The sequence below is a fragment of the Algibacter sp. YIN40 genome, assembly GCF_057219435.1.
In genome coordinates this window covers 784,478-803,780 of record NZ_JBXVVC010000001.1, presented here as the reverse complement: position 1 = coordinate 803,780, position 19,303 = coordinate 784,478, and the positions used below count along the sequence as shown (strand labels likewise).

At 32.6% G+C, this 19,303-nt stretch carries 14 protein-coding genes and 1 pseudogene; 12 read left to right on the top strand and 3 right to left on the bottom strand.

The features are described from left to right. Nucleotides 1–5: 5 nt before the first annotated feature. Nucleotides 6–1,526 carry a glutamate--tRNA ligase gene (gene gltX, locus AC2D6V_RS03905; protein WP_484646742.1) on the bottom strand — a complete coding sequence of 507 codons (1,521 nt, stop codon included), beginning with the start codon at nucleotides 1,524–1,526 and terminating at the stop codon, nucleotides 6–8. 155 nt (nucleotides 1,527–1,681) lie between these two features. Between gltX and AC2D6V_RS03900 the strand changes: the two genes are divergently transcribed. The 5 genes from AC2D6V_RS03900 to AC2D6V_RS03880 all read left to right on the top strand — a co-directional run bounded on the left by AC2D6V_RS03900 (nucleotide 1,682) and on the right by AC2D6V_RS03880 (nucleotide 9,202). Then, nucleotides 1,682–5,074 carry a hypothetical protein gene (locus AC2D6V_RS03900; protein WP_484646741.1) on the top strand — a complete coding sequence of 1,131 codons (3,393 nt, stop codon included), beginning with the start codon at nucleotides 1,682–1,684 and terminating at the stop codon, nucleotides 5,072–5,074. Further along, nucleotides 5,067–5,483, top strand: a complete 417-nt coding sequence (gene ybeY, locus AC2D6V_RS03895) for an rRNA maturation RNase YbeY (RefSeq protein ID WP_484646740.1) — start codon at nucleotides 5,067–5,069, stop codon at nucleotides 5,481–5,483. The genes AC2D6V_RS03900 and ybeY overlap by 8 nt, the downstream gene beginning before the upstream one ends. 77 nt (nucleotides 5,484–5,560) lie before the next feature. Beyond that, entirely contained in the window at nucleotides 5,561–7,432 is a 1,872-nt protein-coding gene (gene mnmG, locus AC2D6V_RS03890; RefSeq protein ID WP_484646739.1) for a tRNA uridine-5-carboxymethylaminomethyl(34) synthesis enzyme MnmG, read from the top strand. Between the two features lie 179 nt (nucleotides 7,433–7,611). Next, nucleotides 7,612–8,469, top strand: coding sequence for a class I SAM-dependent methyltransferase (locus tag AC2D6V_RS03885; RefSeq protein WP_484646738.1), 858 nt, complete (start codon nucleotides 7,612–7,614; stop codon nucleotides 8,467–8,469). A gap of 214 nt (nucleotides 8,470–8,683) precedes the next feature. Then, complete coding sequence (locus tag AC2D6V_RS03880; RefSeq protein WP_484646737.1) at nucleotides 8,684–9,202, top strand: OmpH/Skp family outer membrane protein; 519 nt, start codon at nucleotides 8,684–8,686, stop codon at nucleotides 9,200–9,202. Nucleotides 9,203–9,375: 173 nt separating this feature from the next. Here AC2D6V_RS03880 and AC2D6V_RS03875 read toward each other — a convergent pair whose 3' ends face one another. Next, complete coding sequence (locus tag AC2D6V_RS03875; protein ID WP_484646736.1) at nucleotides 9,376–9,819, bottom strand: DUF6438 domain-containing protein; 444 nt, start codon at nucleotides 9,817–9,819, stop codon at nucleotides 9,376–9,378. A 352-nt stretch (nucleotides 9,820–10,171) separates the two neighbouring features. On the opposite strand from AC2D6V_RS03875, the gene AC2D6V_RS03870 reads away from it, so the two are divergent. From AC2D6V_RS03870 to AC2D6V_RS03855, 4 genes and pseudogenes are all read left to right on the top strand, one after another. Next, a complete protein-coding gene (locus tag AC2D6V_RS03870) occupies nucleotides 10,172–10,684 on the top strand; it encodes an RNA polymerase sigma factor (protein ID WP_484646735.1) in 513 nt (170 codons plus the stop codon). Between the two features lie 53 nt (nucleotides 10,685–10,737). Further along, the gene (locus AC2D6V_RS03865) at nucleotides 10,738–11,673 is read left to right on the top strand and encodes a FecR family protein (RefSeq protein ID WP_484646734.1); all 936 of its coding nucleotides are present in this window, start codon (nucleotides 10,738–10,740) and stop codon (nucleotides 11,671–11,673) included. Between the two features lie 148 nt (nucleotides 11,674–11,821). Continuing rightward, nucleotides 11,822–12,391: pseudogene (locus AC2D6V_RS03860) on the top strand (TonB-dependent receptor plug domain-containing protein); the annotation flags it as partial. A 75-nt stretch (nucleotides 12,392–12,466) separates the two neighbouring features. Further along, nucleotides 12,467–14,089: a TonB-dependent receptor plug domain-containing protein gene (locus AC2D6V_RS03855; protein ID WP_484647511.1), complete on the top strand. Its 1,623-nt coding sequence runs from the start codon at nucleotides 12,467–12,469 to the stop codon at nucleotides 14,087–14,089. 17 nt (nucleotides 14,090–14,106) lie between these two features. Here AC2D6V_RS03855 and AC2D6V_RS03850 read toward each other — a convergent pair whose 3' ends face one another. Continuing rightward, nucleotides 14,107–15,261, bottom strand: coding sequence for a DNA polymerase III subunit (locus AC2D6V_RS03850; RefSeq protein WP_484646733.1), 1,155 nt, complete (start codon nucleotides 15,259–15,261; stop codon nucleotides 14,107–14,109). 147 nt (nucleotides 15,262–15,408) lie between these two features. Here AC2D6V_RS03850 and AC2D6V_RS03845 point away from each other — a divergent pair, with 147 nt between their 5' ends. From AC2D6V_RS03845 to AC2D6V_RS03835, 3 genes are all read left to right on the top strand, one after another. Then, on the top strand, nucleotides 15,409–16,251 hold the full coding sequence (locus tag AC2D6V_RS03845) for a T9SS type A sorting domain-containing protein (protein ID WP_484646732.1): 843 nt from the start codon (nucleotides 15,409–15,411) through the stop codon (nucleotides 16,249–16,251). Nucleotides 16,252–16,465: 214 nt separating this feature from the next. Beyond that, a complete protein-coding gene (locus AC2D6V_RS03840; RefSeq protein ID WP_484646731.1) occupies nucleotides 16,466–17,653 on the top strand; it encodes a phosphoglycerate kinase in 1,188 nt (395 codons plus the stop codon). 78 nt (nucleotides 17,654–17,731) lie between these two features. Next, nucleotides 17,732–19,285 (top strand): LysM peptidoglycan-binding domain-containing protein, encoded by a 1,554-nt coding sequence (locus AC2D6V_RS03835; RefSeq protein ID WP_484646730.1) that lies wholly within the window; start codon nucleotides 17,732–17,734, stop codon nucleotides 19,283–19,285. Nucleotides 19,286–19,303: the final 18 nt, after the last annotated feature.

Here is a 19,303-nt window from a genome sequence, read left to right as displayed (position 1 = left end):
ACTAACTACTGCAACTTATTCACCATAGTTTGAATGCGTTTGACGCTTTCAGTTTGCCCAATCATATATATAATATCAAAAACATCTGGACCCTGTAAAGCACCCACAAGAGATAGGCGGAGCGGCATCATAACTTTTCCAAAACCTATGTTGTTACTTGTGATCCAACCTTTAATTTCCTTCTGAAGGGTTTCTGCAGAAAAGTCCTCAATATCATTAATTAAATCAATTACTTGATTCATTATCTCAGGAGTTTCTTCTTTAAAGGCTTTTTTGGAGGCCTTTTCATCATACATTTTAGGCGCCTGAAAAAAGTAGTAAGTCAGGTCCCAAAAATCGCTTATAAAAGTAGCGCGCTCCTTCACTAAACCAATAACTAATGCTAGGTAATTCACATCAATATCTGCTAATGCTTTATGTGACGACTTAAACATTTCTGCAAGCACGTCGTTACTTTGTTCTTGCATGTAATGATGGTTAAACCATTTGGTTTTATCTGGATCGAATCGGGCGCCAGATTTATTTACTTTCTTTAAATCAAAAGCGTCAATTAACCCGCCTAATGAGAAAATTTCTTGTTCGGTTCCTGGGTTCCAACCGAGAAATGCAAGAAAATTGACCATGGCTTCTGGGAAATAACCATCTTCCTTATAACCCCTTGAAACGTCATGAGTTTTTGGGTCTTCCCATTCCAAAGGAAAAACCGGAAAACCTAATTTATCACCATCTCGCTTACTTAGTTTCCCTTTGCCTGTAGGTTTTAAAATTAGTGGTAAATGTGCAAATTCAGGCGCTTCCCAACCAAAAGCACTATATAGCTGATAGTGTAATGCTAATGAAGGGAGCCACTCTTCGCCACGGATTACATGAGAAATTTCCATTAAATGGTCATCTACAATATTAGCTAAATGATAGGTCGGCATACCATCGCTTTTAAAAAGCACTTTATCATCTAAAACATTTGTGTCAATTTTTATATCGCCACGGATGATATCTTTTAGATTAAGAACCTCGTCTTGTGGTGACTTAAAACGAATTACAAAGTCTTCACCAGCATTAATTTTTGCTTGCGTTTCGTTATCAGAAAGCACTAAAGAATTTACTAAACGTCCCTTTTCTCTATTGTGCCAATTGTATATAAATGTTTTACTTTTAGATTCATGATCTTTTCTGTGAAAGTCTAGTTGTTCAGAGGTGTCAAAAGCATAGTAAGCATGACCAGAAGCAATCAATTGATCCGCATATTGTTTATAAAGATGCTTACGCTCACTTTGCTTATAAGGACCAAACTTTTCATTCTTTCCTGGGCCTTCATCATAAGACATTCCGCACCAATTTAAAGCATCAATAATGTATTTTTCTGCACCATTAACATACCTATTTTGATCGGTGTCTTCAATTCTTAAAATAAATGTTCCATGATGCTTTTTAGCATACAAATAATTAAATAGGGCAGTACGTACGCCTCCAATATGCAATGGTCCTGTTGGGCTAGGTGCAAATCGCACCCTAACTTTTTTGGTCATGTTAGTAATTTGTGGCAAAGATACAATTAACACTTAATTATAAACCTTGTAAAAAATAAAATTGTAGATTAGTGAGTTATATTACATAGCTATAATTGAATATAGCTTGGGTATTTAAGAACGGCAAATATATATTGAAGAGATTCTATTAAGAAATGCAAGAAAATTTTAATAATGTTTTAGGTAAACTAGAGCAATTCATTAGAAAATACTACACTAATGAACTCATAAGAGGTGCAATCTTATTTTTTGCAATAGGGCTCTTGTATTTATTGTTTACGTTGTTTGTTGAGTATATTCTATGGCTTTCTTCATTTGCTAGAACCCTATTGTTTTGGGTTTTTATTGCTGTAGAACTTGTTTTATTCGGCAAATTTATCGCTCTGCCTTTATTGAAGCTATTTAAACTTCAAAAGGGTATTGATTATGTAAAAGCTTCTAAAATTATTGGGCAACACTTTTCGGAGGTAAACGACAAATTGCTTAATGTTTTACAGCTTCATCAAAGCGAAAAACAATCTGAATTGCTTTTGGCAAGTATTGAACAAAAATCTACCGAGTTAAACCCCATTCCTTTTAAACTTGCTATTAACTTCAGTAAAAACATTAAGTATCTAAAATATGCGGCTATTCCTGTTGCCATTCTTTTATTAACTTTTATATCAGGAAATTCCAATTGGTTTAGTGATAGTTACATACGGGTAGTTAACTATAAAACAGCTTATGAGCCGCCAGCACCATTTCAGTTTTTTGTTGTAAATAACACCTTAAATGCCATTGAAAATGAAGATTACAAGCTCATTGTTAAGACAGTAGGAGATGTTGTGCCGGAAAATGCTGAAATTCAATATAACAACGAGACCTATTTTTTACAGAAGACTGCTTCAGGAGAATTTGAATTTGTTTTTTCGCAGTTAAAAACGGATGTGGAATTTCGATTATCAGCAAATAATGTTACTTCTAAGCCTTATACATTAAGTACTTTACAAGTACCATCACTTGTTAGTTTCGATATGGTTTTAGATTATCCAAGTCATACGAGAAAAAAGGATGAAACGCTAAAGGGAACTGGAAACGCCTTAGTGCCAGAAGGAACAAATATTACATGGTTACTTAAAACAAAAGCTACAGAGAATGTGAGCATTTTTTCAAAGGACACACTTCTTTTTTCTTCAGGTGAGGCAAATAGTTTTAGTGCGTTAAAACTACTTTATAACGATTTAGATTACAGCTTAAGCACGAGTAATGCCAATTTAAAAGATTATGAGAATTTATCTTTTAAGATTGATGTTGTAAAGGATGAATATCCAGAAATAAATATTAAAGTTCAAACAGATAGTTTGGATTTACAGTCTCTATATTTTTATGGACAATTAAGTGATGATTATGGTTTAACAAAGCTGCAATTGGTTTATTATCCAGTTGAAGGTAATGATTCTAAAGCTTATAAAGTCATTCCTATTTCGAAATCAAATGTTGCAGATTTTGTGACTGCCTTCCCGAATGATTTAGATATTAAAGAAGGAGTTTCTTATGAAATGTATTTTCAAGTATTTGACAATGATATAGTTAACAAATATAAAAGCGTAAAGAGTAATGTGTTTGTTTATAGAAAACGAACACAAGAAGAAGAAACTCAAAAGAAGTTGCAGGAGCAAGGTGAAACAATTAAAGATTTAAATAAGTCTTTAAAGAAGTATGATGAACAAGAAAAGCAATTAGAAGAATTAACTAGAACCCAAAAGGAAAAATCAGATCTTAAGTTTAATGATAAAAAGAAGCTAGAATCATTTTTGAAACGTCAAATACATCAAGACGAAATGATGAAAAACTTCAATAAGAAATTAAAAGATAATTTAGAAGATTTTCAAAAAGAAAATCCAGAAGAAGATGTTTTTAAAGAGGACTTAAAAGAACGACTGAAGGAGAATGAAGAGCAGCTAGAAAGAGACGAAAAGCTGCTTGAAGAATTAAAAAAGCTACAAGAAAAAATAAATAAAGAAGAGCTTGTTCAAAAACTAGAAGAGTTAGCTAAACAGAATAAAAACAAAAAACGAAGTCTCCAGCAGTTATTGGAACTAACAAAGCGCTATTATGTTGAGAAGAAATTAGAAAAGCTAAAAAGCGATTTAGAGGAATTGGCTAAAGAGCAAGAGAAATTGTCAAATGAGTCTGAAGAAAATAACACGAAAGACAAACAAGATGAATTGAATAAAAAATTTGAAGATTTCAAGAAAGCTATAGAGAATCTTGAGAAAGACAACAAATCTCTAAGGAAACCTATGGATTTTCCAAGAGATAAGTTGGATGAAAAGGAAGTGGAAAATGAGCAGAAAGAAGCTTCAGAAAACTTGGATCAAAAAGAAACTTCAGATGACGGAGGTGAGAAGCAAGACAGTCAGAAGAACGCCCAAAAGAATCAGAAAAAAGCGGCTCAGAAAATGAAACAAATGAGTCAGAAAATGCAAAGTGCTATGCAAGGCGGCGGCGGGGAGCAAATGCAAGAAGACATGGAGATGCTTAGGCAGATATTAGACAACTTAGTGCTTTTTTCATTTGATGAAGAGGCGTTAATGAAAAAGTTTAAATCTATAGGTATTAATAATAATAAGTACGCAAATTATCTCAGAAACCAGAATAATTTAAGAGAACATTTTGAGCACATTGATGATAGCCTGTTTGCTTTATCTCTAAGGCAACCCAAACTCTCCGAAAGGGTTAATAAGGAAATAACAGAAGTGTATTTTAATATAGAAAAAGCTCTGGATTTACTTGCCGAAAATCAATTATACCAAGGGGTTTCAAACCAACAATTTGCTATTACAGCAGCAAATAATCTAGCCGATATTTTGAGTAACGTTCTTGATAATATGCAAGAAAGTATGAGCATGATGCCTGGAAAAGGTCAAGGAGATATGCAATTGCCTGATATTATTATGAGTCAGGAAGAATTAAATAAAATGATGGAGAAAGGGATGAAAAAAGGGGAGAAAGGAGAGCCTAAAGAGGGAGAAGGTGAGAAAGAAGGAAAAGGAGAAAAAGAAGGTGAGAAAGGTAAAGAGGGAAAACAAGCGAAGGAGGGTGAAAATGGTGGAGAAGGCGAGAATGGTAATTCCAATGGCGAAGGATTAAATGGAGAACTGTATGAGATTTACCAGAAACAACAACAATTACGTCAAGCTTTAAAAGATGCTTTGGATAAACGTGGTAAAAATGGAGTTGGAGGAGAAGGAGAAAAATTGCTTAAGAAAATGGAAGACGTAGAGTTGGATTTACTGAACAAAGGTTTTACTAATCAAACATTACAAAAAATGATGGAACTACAACATCAATTACTAAAACTAGAAAATGCAACATTCCAGCAAGGAGAGGATAATAAACGTGAGTCTGAAACGAATAAAAACCAGTTCCAAAATAATTCTAATAATCAAATTCCAACGGCAAAACAATATTTTAAAACTACTGAAATATTGAACAAGCAAGCATTACCTTTGCAGCAGATTTATAAAAAGAAAGTACAAGAGTATTTCAAAAACACGAATGATTAAGTTCAATTACGAAACAGCATTTAAGTTAGAAAATGAGGATAAGATTTCTAAGTGGATTTCTAATACTATTTTGTCTGAAGGATTTAAATTGGAAGAAATTAATTATGTGTTTTGTGATGATGAATATTTGCATAAATTGAATTTGGAGTTCTTAAATCATGACACGCTTACGGATATTATTAGTTTCGATTATTCCATAGGAAAATTAATACAAGGAGACATATTTATTTCTGTTGATAGGGTAAAAGACAATGCTAAAGATTTTGCTGTTTCGGTTTCAGAGGAATTAAACCGTGTTATCATTCATGGCGTGCTGCATTATTGTGGCTATAAAGACAAAACTAGTTCGGATGCTCAGACCATGCGTACAAAAGAAAATCACTACTTGTCAATACTTCAGAAGAATTAAAGATTTCAGCGTATATTTGCAAACTTAATTATTGAAATGTTCCACGTGGAACATCCTTGATTAAAAAAGGTACAATTATGTTTAACGAAGTTTATGATGTTATAGTAGTTGGAGCAGGTCATGCTGGTAGTGAAGCTGCTGCTGCTGCTGCAAATATGGGAAGCAAAACATTGCTTGTTACTATGAACTTGCAAAACATTGCGCAAATGTCGTGTAATCCTGCTATGGGCGGTATTGCAAAAGGACAGATTGTTCGAGAAATTGATGCGCTAGGAGGTTATAGTGGCATCGTGTCTGATACTTCTGCCATTCAGTTTAAAATGCTGAATAAATCCAAAGGACCTGCAATGTGGAGCCCAAGAGTTCAAAGTGACAGAATGCGTTTTGCTGAAGATTGGAGATTGCTTTTAGAAGCAACTCCGAATCTTGACTTTTACCAAGAAATGGTTTCTGGTTTAATAGTCGAGAATCATAAAGTGGTTGGCGTAAAAACGTCTTTAGGGATTAAGATAAAGGCAAAGTCAGTTGTTTTAACAAATGGAACTTTTTTAAATGGCTTAATACATATTGGCGATAAAAATTTTGGAGGAGGTAGAGCCGGAGAAAGAGCAGCAACGGGAATTACAGAACAGCTTGTCGGTTTGGGTTTTGATTCTGGTAGAATGAAAACCGGAACACCCCCAAGAGTTGATGGGCGGTCGTTAGATTTTTCAAAAATGATTGAACAACCGGGAGATGATAATCCAGAAAAGTTCTCTTATTTAGATATTACAAAACCATTGAAAAATCAACGTTCTTGCCACATGACTTATACAAGTCCAGAAGTACATAATTTACTTCGCGAAGGCTTTGAAAGGTCGCCAATGTTTAATGGTAGAATTAAAAGTTTGGGGCCTCGTTACTGCCCCTCTATAGAAGACAAGATCAATAGATTTGCAGATAAAGATAGGCATCAACTATTTATAGAGCCTGAAGGCTGGAATACTTGTGAGGTTTACGTCAATGGCTTTTCTACTTCCTTGCCAGAAGATGTTCAGTTTAAAGCTTTACGATCTGTAGTTGGTTTTGAAAATGTGAAATTCTTTAGACCGGGTTATGCTATAGAATATGACTATTTCCCGCCAACACAATTAAAGCACACTTTAGAAACTAAGCTTGTGGAAGGTTTGTATTTCGCAGGTCAAATTAATGGTACAACTGGTTACGAGGAGGCCGCATCTCAAGGATTAATGGCAGGAATAAATGCTAGTTTAAAAGTTGAGAAAAAAGAAGCTTTTACTTTAAAAAGAGATGAGGCTTATATTGGCGTTTTAGTTGACGATTTGATAACCAAAGGAACTGAAGAACCTTATCGCATGTTTACATCGAGAGCAGAATATAGAACGCTATTGCGGCAAGATAATGCAGATTTAAGATTAACACCAAAAGGTTTTGATCTAGGTTTGGCTTCTGAAAAGCGGTTAAAACGCATGGAAGAAAAGCATGAAGCAGCAGAAAAGTTTGTTAACTTTTTCGAAACACAAAGCGTAAAACCAGAAGAGATAAACCCTATTTTAGGATCTAAAAATTCTGCTGAGGTAAAACAGTCAGGGAAGCTTTTTAAAGTATTTTCTAGACCAAATATTGAGATGGATGATATTAGAAAGGTAGGAAGTGTTGAGGCTTATATTCAAGATAATAATCTTGATAGAGAAGTGATAGAGCAAACCGAAATCCAAGTGAAATATGCGGGATATATTGCTAAGGAAAAAAACAATGCCGACAAGTTAACAAGGCTAGAGTATGTGAAAATTCCAGATAATTTTGACTTTTCAAAAATCAAATCTATGAGTTTTGAGGCTAGGGAAAAACTTAAAAAAATTCAACCCAGAACGGTTTCACAAGCATCTAGAATTAGTGGGGTTTCACCAAATGACATTTCGGTTTTGTTGGTTTATATGGGCCGCTAAATCGACAATCGATACGTGTTAATTTAGCATGTTCCACGTGGAACGTTTTGTTTGTAACATGAAATTTTTGTCATTTCTGTGCAGGCAGTAATCCATTTTAAATCATAGAATACAACCATGTTTAGTAAATTTGAAACATATTTAAAGCTAATTTCCATTAAATAAACATTTGTGTATTCGTGGCTAAAGAAAATTTAAAAGTAAAAGACCATTCCGTTTCAGGAGAAGGATTTGAATTAATCAAAAACACAGAATTCGGTTTTTTAGAAACCACACCGCAACCTTCTTCAGATAAGTTACCAGAATACTATAAAAGTGAAGATTACATTTCGCATACAGATTCTAAAAGAAATCTATTCGAAAAAGTATATCATCTAGTTCGAACAATTTCACTAAAAAAGAAACTGAATTTAATTAATTCTTTTTCTTCGGAGGAAAAAAACCTATTAGATGTAGGATGTGGCACAGGTGATTTTATACAATTAGCTTTAGATAACAATTGGAATGTTTCTGGCATAGAACCGAATGATCAAGCTCGTAAAATTGCCAATAAGAAAACAAACAATTCAGTTTTTGAAATAGAGCAACTTTTAAAATTTGAAGCCAATAGCTTTGATGTTATTACTCTTTGGCATGTATTAGAACATTTACCGAATTTAGAAGAACACATTTCAGTTTTTAATAACTTATTGAAACCAAATGGAACTATAATTATTGCTGTACCAAATTATAAAAGTTACGATGCAAAACATTACAAAGAGTTTTGGGCAGCTTACGATGCACCAAGACATCTTTGGCATTTTAATAAAGAATCTATTTCGAAATTAGTTTCGAAGGAATTTATGAAAGTGATAAAAATAAAACCCATGTGGTTTGATGCTTTTTATGTGAGCATGCTTTCAGAAAAATATAAATCTGGTAAAATGAATCCTATTAAAGGTTTTTGGATTGGACTGCTTTCAAATATAAAAGCACTTAGAAATAAAGAAGCATCTTCTTTAATTTATGTTGTTAGAAATAGTCAAAACTTAATTTAACAGCATTTATTTTGCATTTGTTTAAATGCACAAGCAAAATCATAGGCTCTTTTTATAAGTCTCTTAAAACGCTTTAAATCGATTTGATTTTTATAAATATTATTTATTAGAATTTTTTTTAGCATAAAAAATTATTATAAGTTAAAATCAAAGCAAATCCATTTTAAAATAAGACCTACTTTGTTACTTTTGTCGGAATATTAAATATTTAAAAATGAAGAATATAATTTACTTACTATTAGTTGCTGTTATAATAACTTCTTGCCAAAAAGAAAAAAAGATTGGTTATTTAGATAATGGAACAGTTATTAATGAGTATCAAGAAAAGAAAGATGTAGAAGCAAAGTTTCAAACAAAAGAAGACGTTTGGAAGAAAAAAGCAGATAGTATTGGTCAAGCATTTCAATTAGAAGTTCAGCAAACACAAATTACTGCTAGAAAATCTAGTCAAAAAAAGGCTCAGGAATTAATGTCGGGTTTACAACAAAAGCAACAAGTATTGCAACAACAAATGCAATTTGAACAGCAACAACTTGGACAGGCATTTCAAACAGAAATCGATTCATTAATTGTAAAAGTGAAGGATTTTGTAAAAGATTACGGCAAAACAAATAACTACACGTACATCTTGGGGACTAGTGATGCAGCTGCTTCAGTGCTTTACGGTTCTGAAGAGAACGATTTAACACAAACCATATTAGATGCTTTGAATGCCAATTACGAAGCCAAATAACACGTAATAATTTGATAAACAAAGGGTTAAAAGATTTTCTCAAATAATTGAGTGACTTTCTAATTTTTAAGTAAATAAGGTTTTAAATAAAAAAAACCTCCGCTAGTTAGGTTTAGCGGAGGCACACAATAAAAGCTTGAACCCTCATTCTCTTTTATTTGTTTTTTTATATTTTAATCGTTGTTTTCGTTTATCACATTTGCAATATGCTCAAGCAGATTGTTTAATTCTAATAAATTTCCTTTTGCTCTTTGCGATTGAAACACAATCTTTTTATTATTAAATTTTATTATAGTTAAAGGGTTGTCTCTGCCCTTAGCATCACCAATATCTCTTGAATTAGAGTTTAAAATGAAATCGTTCATTTGCCTAACAACATCTGTTGATATAGTGGTTGTATGAACACCTGTTTTTATAACATTCTCTATGCCTTTATAAATAACTTGGCCGTTTTCAAAAATCCATAGATCATAAACGGGACAATTATTTTGACATTTACCTTTAGACAAACTTAAAAAGGCGTCATTAGTATCTTTTAATTTTTCTTGCTTACTCACAAAATAAGACGTTAATAAAGTCATAGCAACTTTGTCTATCGGTTCAACATTCTTTTTCATTTAAGTTGCAAATTTGCGACAAAGTCTTATTGATTGGGGACATGCTTTGGCGCAAATTAGCTAACTCAACCTTTTCAGGTAATTAAACCTGAATGCAATACCATGTAATTTTTCATTACTATTTAAACCAAATCTTAAATATTATTTTAAGACACAGAATTGCGTAATCCATAAAAATGTAGGTAAGTTAAAAGTAAATAGGGGGCTTAGCTTGGGGCTAAAAAAAACTCGATTGTTATTTGGGGCTAAACAACTTTGTTTATATGTATAACAGTTAAAAAAGAAAACACCCTACTTATTTATTTAATTTTTTTAATTTTGAAGAATAAGGCCTACATACTTTTATGTATATATGAATGAAGAAACCAAATCTGTCTGTGAGCAAATAAACTACCAGCAGCTATTTAAAACACATTCTAAATCACTTTTTAATTTTGTGTATTACAAATGTGGTGATAGGCAACAGGCGGAAGATATTGTCCAAGATGCATTTGTTAAACTTTGGAATAATTGCTCTAAAGTAATATTTGAAAAAGCAAGGTCTTATTTATATACTGTAGCTAGAAATCTTTTTTTAAATGAAGTAGCTCATAAAAAAATTGTGCTTCAACATCAATCTTTATCTTTTAGTGATAGAACAAATGAGTCTCCAGAATTTTTAATGGAGGAACAAGAGTTTATGATAAAGCTGAAAAAAGTAATTGCCGATTTGCCAGAAAAGCAACGCGAAGTATTCTTATTGAGTAGAATCGATAAGAAGAAATATTCTGAAATTTCTGAAATAGTAGGTGTCTCGGTTAAAGCAGTAGAAAAACGTATGAGTTTGGCTTTAATTACATTAAGAGAAAAATTAGGTAACATTTAAAGTAGGGTAAAATGAATCTTGGCTGTTTATATATTATAAGAACATACAAATAAATGGAGAAATATATTAAAGATAATGCTTTTTTAGCGCGTTGGATTGCGGGAGATTTATCTCCGCAAGAGCTAGAAAAGTTTCAAAAATCTGATGATTATCCCGTTCTTAAAAGAATTAATGATGCGTCCCAAAATCTAAAAGCACCTACTTTTAACGATCAAGCACTATTAAGTAAATTACAAGAACTAAATAATTCTCAATCGACAAGACCTAAAGGGAAAGTTGTTAAACTTATACCTAATTGGGCTTATGCTGCAGCTGCGGTAGTTATTGCATTTGGAGTATTTTATGTAATGACAATGAAATCGCATTTTGATACAGGATTTAGCGAGCAATTAGCTGTTGTGCTTCCAGACAATTCTGAAGTAAAACTTAATGCCAATAGTCATTTAGATTATAAAACAATTGGATGGAAATCTAATCGTGCTTTACAATTAAATGGAGAAGCTTTTTTCGATGTTGAAAAAGGAGAGTCTTTTAAGGTTCTTACAGATGTTGGAATGGTAGAAGTGCTAGGAACAGAGTTTAATGTAATTTCAAGAGATTCTTATTTTGAAGTGCAATGTATGGAAGGTAAAGTAAGAGTTACAAGCGCCGTTTTAAATAAAAATGTTATTCTTTTACCTGGAGACGCTGTTCGTGTGGTTAATAATAGTTTGGAAGAATGGGATTTTGCCTTAACCGAATCAAACTGGACTTTAGGAGAAAGCACGTTTAAAAACACACCAATAAACCAAGTGTTAATGTCTTTAGAAAATCAATTCGATATTACGCTAGATAAATCTAATATAGATAGCAACAAACGTTTTACTGGAGCTTTCACACACAAAGATTTAAAACTAGCCCTAAAAACCGTTTCAGTACCAATGGGATTATCGTACTCTGTTAATAAGGAAACAGGTGTTATTCTTCTTAATTCAAACAACAATAACTAAATTTTATTTTATTTAGTTATATTACCCTAAATTTGGGTACTACTTGAATTAATTAAGAATAGTAAATGAAATTTAACATAGCGATTTTCTTTTTTTTTTTTCGTTATATGTAACAGCTCAAAACAGAGCATCTTTAAACTATTTAAACGAACCTATAAGTGTTGTTTTTTCAGAATTGGAAGAAAAATTTAATATTAAGTTTTCTTTTAATTCTGAATTAGTAAACGACAGGTTTATAACACTTCAATTAAAAGAAGCCCTTCTAGAAGATATTTTGTTTTTTCTAGAAGAAAAAGCTGCTATTAGAATTAAAAAAGAATCCGATCGCTATTACACAGTTAAGAGTCGTCGACTCCGTTTAACAGATACCCAAGAGTTAGATGAAGTTTTAATAGAGGAATATTTAACTACCGGTATTAGTAAAAAAAATGACGATGCTTCTATTTCCCTTTCTCCAAAAAAATTAGGAATTCTTCCTGGATTAACCGAACCTGATGTTTTACAAAGTATTCAATTGATTCCTGGAGTACAAAGTCCAACCGAAACGGCTGCAGGTTTATATATTAGAGGAGGCACTCCAGATCAAAACCTAATCCTTTGGGATGGCATTAAAATGTATCATTCTGGGCATTTTTTTGGAACTATTTCCGCGTTTAACCCATATATAACAGACGAAATAAAAGTATATAAAAACGGAACTCAAGCGCGTTATGGCAATAGAATATCTGGAGTTATAGATATTACGTCAGATAGCGGAATACCTGAAAAAATTAATGGTGGTTTTGGTTTTAATATGACCCATGCAGATGCGTATTTGAAGGCTCCGCTAGACGATAATTTGGCTATAATGGTTTCTGCTAGAAGATCTATTACAGATGCTTTTGACACCGAGACCTTTCGTAATTTATCTCAAAGAGTTTTTCAAGAAACTAAAATTTCTGATGGAAATAAAGTGTTCGAGGATGATGAATTTTTAACCACCAAAGATTTATTTTATTTTACCGACTTTACCGTAAAGGCAATGTTAAAGCCTAATGAAAATAATGAGTTTACCATAAGTAGCCTTTACACCAAAAACAAACTTGATTACGGTTTCTTAATAGAGGAATTTGATGAGGCTTCTCAAGATCAGTTAGAAATAATTAATCAAGGTGCAAGTTTTAATTGGAATCATAAATCTAGCGAGTCATTTTCGCATCAACTTAACGGTTATATTTCTGATTTTGAATTAGAATATAATGGGAGTAATAGTATTACAGATGAATTTAGTGATGTACTAAGCAAACAAAACAAAATTCAAGATTTGGGTTTTTCATTTGATACAGATTGGAAACTTAATTCTAAAAAATCTTTAGGTTTAGGCTATCAGTTTTCATCAAATAAAGTTGCTTACGGCTTGAGTTTTATTGATAGCGAAGCGCCAGAAGAAAGCTTTGACGAATCTAATATTAATACAAATAACACGCATGCTCTTTATTTAGATTATCGATATAAAATAAAAAACAAATGGTTTATAAATGCCGGAATAAGGACTAATTATTTTTCGGTATCTGACCAACTTTTTGTTGAACCGCGGCTACAAATAGAAAGATCAATAAGTTCAAACTTAAGGTTTAAAATATCGGGAGAAAGTTTGCATCAAGCTGTTAGTCAAATTGTGGAATTTAATACACGAGAATTTGGATTAGAAAACCAAATTTGGGCACTTTCAGATGGTGGCGATATTCCGGTTTTGGAAAGTACTCAATTAACTGCTGGGTTTATATTGGATCAAAGCGGTTGGAATATTGATGTAGAAGGGTATTATAGAAATATTCAAGGCTTAACATCCTTCACGCTCGGGTTTGATAATATTGAGGATTTTTTCTCAAGAGGAAAGAGTAATGTATTTGGCCTAGATGTACTCGTAAAAAAGAAAATACAGAATTACCGAACTTGGATAAGTTATTCTGTTATGAATAACGATTTTACATTTAGCAATATAAACAACGGTCAAAGTTTTTCGGGAAATACAGATATAACACATCATTTAACTTGGTCCCATACCTATGAATGGAATGATTTTAATGTTTCCTTAGGATGGAATATAAGAACTGGCATCCCTTACACTAAGGCTTCCGGTTTAATAGATACTTCAGACGGGGAGGTTATTGATTTTGAGGAGACAAATGGAGCCAGATTGCCTAATTATGATAGATTGGACATTTCTGCCACCTATAAGTTTAATATTTCTTCTAATGAAAAGTGGAAGGGAAAATTTGGGATCTCTCTTTTGAATGTATACAATAAAGAGAATTTATTGAGTAGAACTTATGAAAAAAGACAAAGCACTATTGAAACGGGGGAAGTATTACGAGAAGTAAATAGAACCTCTTTAGGAATAACACCAAACGTTGTTTTCAGACTAGAATTTTAGTATAAAGACTATTTTGGTTAAGCAGATTTTTTATGAAGTAATCTAGTAAGCTTTATAGATAAGTCCGTTAATATAATTTTCGAATTCCCATTACGCTCAATATGATAAATGGCATTTTGAAGCTCTTCGCTAATTTCTAAAATGTTATTATTATGTATAAAAGGAGCAAAGTTTTCAAGCTTGAAGTTTTTAGATTTAGGTTCTAAATATACAAGATTGCTGGCTCCATAGTTTAATAACAAGGCTTGCCTAATAAAGTTAATACAGAAATGTAAAAACTGTTTTTGAGTTTCCCTTCCCGTTTTCGCAATATCTTCACTCCAAGAAATTAAATCGTGAATTGCTTTTTTATTACCTTTTGCTTTAAAAGCACTTCTTATCCAGAAAACGAACCATTCTTCAAATTGTAAATCTTCAGAATCTTGGTATACTAAGTCACAAGCTTTGTTATAGTTGCCATTTGCCTGATGTGCAATTTTTGCTGCTACAGTCGCATCTAAACTATAATCTTTAATTAGAGCCTCCTTTATTACTTCTTCTGCTAAAGGAGGAAAATGAAGTATTTGACACCGCGATCGTATGGTGTTGATTATCTGTTCTTCATCTTCGGCAATAAGAATAAAAATAGTTTTATTAGGAGGTTCTTCAATGAGCTTAAGCAATTTGTTCGCACAGGCGGTGTTCATTTTCTCAGCCATCCAAATAATCATCACTTTATAACCACCTTCATACGATTTTAAACTTAATGACTTTACAATATCTAGGGCTTCATCAACACCTATTTGACCTTGTTTGTTGTCCACTCCTAGCAGTTTGTACCAATCGAATAAATTCCCATAAGGTTGTTCTTTTAAAAGTTGGCGCCATTCTTCTAGATAATGCTTCGAAACAGGATGGCTCTTAGCTTTGCTACTCGTTATAACAGGAAAGGCAAAATGTAAATCTGGATGAGAAAAATTTTTGAATTTTATATTACAAGCCTCATTACCGTCATTGTTTTCAGCACCAATATTTTTGCATAACACATACCGTGCATAAGCAATGGCAGTTGGTAGCGTGCCACACCCTTCTTTTCCTACAAATAGCTGCGCATGAGGTATTCTACCGTTATCTACGCTCTTTGCTAAATGAGTTTTTATATGATTCTGACCTAAAATATCGGCAAATAACATGCAGCAAATATAGCAGAAATGGCAATGTAATTGCAATAAGGCTAAATAAAAGGTTGCTTATCGAGTATTTATAGCATCTGCTATTTTTTATTATAAATTTGAGTCCCTCTATAATCTATTAGCTTTTAATTCTTTAAAATTAAAATTATGAATAAAACTACTTTAATTCTAATACCACTGCTTTTAAGTGTGTTTTATTTAGGCGCACAATCTGCAAAGCAAGGATTCGATAATAAAGCCGAAGATAATTGGACGTATACGTCTAATATACCATTTTACGACCAAAGTAATGATGTTTGGAATAATCAATCCAAGGCTAATGGTCGTATCGCAGGAGCTTTTTCGGGATCTGACTATTTAGCTGGACGAGATTTAGATAACGCCTATTCTGAGCAAGTCTTACAAACTGATTCTCCTGAGCATATTCTTACTTTTGAAACACTTAGCATTAGTGGTTTACAGGCAGATTTATCGTTTAGAGTACAATATATTGGTTTAGATAAAGGCGATTATATTAAATTTCAATTACGCTACGATAACGCTACAGACTGGAATACTGTTGATTACAATTATGATGTATTTAAAACATCTCAAAACGGTAATTTTAATTCAGTTGGCTGGGATGAAGTTGCATATAACATTCCATCAGGGCATAACTTTGTAAGAATGCGTTTGGTTGTTTATCAAAATGGAAACGAATATTTAGGCTTTGATAATTTTGAGCTTCAAACAGCAACGTTATCAAATAAAAATAACATAATCGAAGGATTTTCATTTGGACCAAACCCTACAAGAGATAATATTAATTTTAAAGCGAATGTTTTACTAGACAAGATTTCTTTTTACAACGTGTTAGGAAAGGAAGTTCTGATAAAAAGAGTAAATGCTAAAGAAGTGTCTATGAATCTTTCAAACCTTGCGAGCGGTATTTATTTAGCCAAAGTACAGTCTGGCGATGTTACACAAACATTAAAAGTAATAAAGAAATAATCCAAACACATATAATGATTTGTTAATCCGAGTAACTTTTAATAAGTTACTCGGATTTTATTTTTTTATTTTTTACCCAAACTAAGTAACAAATTCTTAGATTTTTGAAAAATCTTTATCACTTCAAACGTTTTCGTTAAAAAACACATTTTTTAGCTCTTCTTTATTAGTTACATTTGTGTGTCAAATGCTTAAAATATAAAAACATAGATTGATGAAAACCATAAACGATTTTAATTTCGATAACAAAAAAGCACTTATTCGTGTAGACTTTAATGTGCCTTTAAATGAGAATTTTGAGGTTACTGATGCAACAAGAATTGTTTCCGCCAAACCAACAATTATTAAAATTTTAGAAGATGGTGGAAGCTGTATTTTAATGTCTCATTTAGGACGACCAAAGGGAGTGCAAGAGGAGTTTTCACTAAAACATATTGCTGCAAAAGTAGAAGATGTTTTAGGTGTAGGCGTGAAATTTGTAAATCAATCTGTTGGAGAAAAAGCAATAGAAGCTGCATCTAATTTAGAACCTGGTCAAATTCTATTGTTAGAGAATCTTCGTTTTCACAAAGAAGAAACTGCTGGCGATCAAGACTTTGCAGAACAGTTATCTAAGTTAGGAGACATATATGTTAATGATGCTTTTGGAACGGCTCATAGGGCACATGCTTCAACAACCATCGTGGCTCAATTTTTCCCAGAAAGTAAATGTTTTGGTAATCTTTTAGCACAAGAAATAGAGAGTATTAAAAAAGTTATGGAAACAGGAGAAAAACCTGTTTTAGCAGTTCTAGGAGGTGCGAAAGTATCTTCAAAAATCACCATTATCGAAAATATTTTAGACAAAGTAGATCACTTAATAGTAGGAGGAGGCATGTCATTCACATTTGTTAAAGCTCAAGGAGGGAAAATAGGAAATTCAATTTGTGAAGACGATAAAATGGAATTAGCGTTAGAAATTTTAAAAGAAGCTGAAGCTAAAAATGTTCAAGTGCATATTCCAGTAGACGTTGTTGCTGCTGATGCTTTTAGTAATGATGCTAATACACAAATAGTTGATATAAACGAAATCCCTGATGGTTGGGAAGGAGTTGATGCAGGTCCAAAATCTATTGAGATATTCGATAAAGTTGTAAAGGCATCTAGAACAATTCTTTGGAATGGACCTCTTGGCGTTTTTGAAATGGAAAGCTTCGCCAAAGGAACTATAGAACTTGGTAATTCTATTGCAGAAGCAACAAAAAACGGCGCTTTTTCTTTAGTTGGAGGCGGCGATTCTGTTGCTGCAGTAAAACAGTTTGGTTTCGAACACAAAGTGAGCTATGTAAGTACAGGTGGTGGCGCAATGCTAGAAAGTTTGGAAGGAAAAACGCTGCCAGGAATTGCGGCAATTTTAGAATAAATATAATTAAGTTTTCAAATTAGCTTAAAAAATACGATTTTAGCCATACTATCGTTCAATAACTACCGAACCGATTTTATGGCTATTCGTTTTTTTAAAATACTATTATTTTTCAATATAGGAATTTGTTTTTCACAGGTTCAAGATACTATTTCCTTTCAAAATAGCCCTATTAAAGACACCATAGTGGATGGTGTATCACAAGCAATAAAAGTTGTTGAAGCATTAAAAGATAGTACTTCTAAAAAACCATTAGAGGATAATAAATTAGCAGTACAATTTGATGAAGCATGGCATGAAGAATTGTATAGCAACAATTTATTTGATACTATTTATAAATCGGTTACCGAGTTAACATTTGAAGAAGTTGATTATCCAGAATTATCTACGGACACACTTAAGGCTAGATTAAAAGAATTAGACGCAAGAACACCTTTTAATGTTGAGTACAATCCAGCACTTGAAAGTGTTATAAAATCATACCTTAAAAATCGACGAAGATCTATTCAAAAGTTAATAACCTTGAGTGCGTTTTATTTTCCAATGTTTGAACGCGAATTAGATAACTATAATATCCCGCTCGAAATAAAGTATTTAGCCATTGTTGAATCTGCATTAAAACCAAGAGCTAAGTCACGAGTTGGCGCAACAGGTTTATGGCAGTTTATGTTTGCTACTGGAAAAATGTATGGGTTAGATGTGAGCAGTTATGTTGATGAGCGCAGTGACCCTATTAAGTCTACTGAAGCTGCTTCAAAATATTTAGCAAGACTATATAAAATATTTGGTGATTGGGATTTAGCTTTAGCGGCCTATAATTCTGGGCCAGGGAATGTTTCTAAGGCTATTAGACGTTCAGGTGGATATAAAAATTATTGGAATATTAGGCATAATTTACCACGTGAAACAGCTGGGTATTTACCAGCATTTTTAGCTAACATGTATATTTTTGAATACGCAGAGGCACATGGTTTTAAAAAATTAAAGCCTGAATTTGCATTGGTTGAAACAGATACCGTAAGAGTAAAAAGTATGATTACTCTGGATCAAGTTTCAGAGGTTACAGGAACGCCTGTTGAAGAGCTTCAATTTTTAAATCCTTCATATAAATTAGACATTATACCATTTATAAAAGATGAGAATTATGTGTTAAGACTACCAAGAGATGTTGTAGGTAGTTTTGTGAATAATGAAGACGCTATTTATGCTTTTGCAAAAGAAGAGTTTGCTAAAAGAGAAAAACCTTTGCCTAAGTTTTTTAATGCTAACGATAGAATTCGATATAAAGTTAGGTCTGGCGATTATCTAGGTAGAATTGCAAGAAAATATGCCGTTAGAGTGAGTGATATAAAACGATGGAACGGTTTACGAAGTAATAATTTAAAAATCGGACAGAGGTTAACTATCTACCCAAGAAAGCCTTATTCACAAGCTTCAAAATCGAGTATGAAACAACAAACATCAAAACCAGTTGCTAGAAATATTTCAACATATACCGTAAGAAGTGGTGATTCACTTTGGAGCATATCTCAAAAATTCCCTGGAGTTTCTGTTCAGAATATTAAAGATTGGAACGATATTAGTAGTAATAAATTAAAACCCGGAATGAAGCTAAAAATATCTAAAGGCTAAAGTTCTAAAAACCCAATA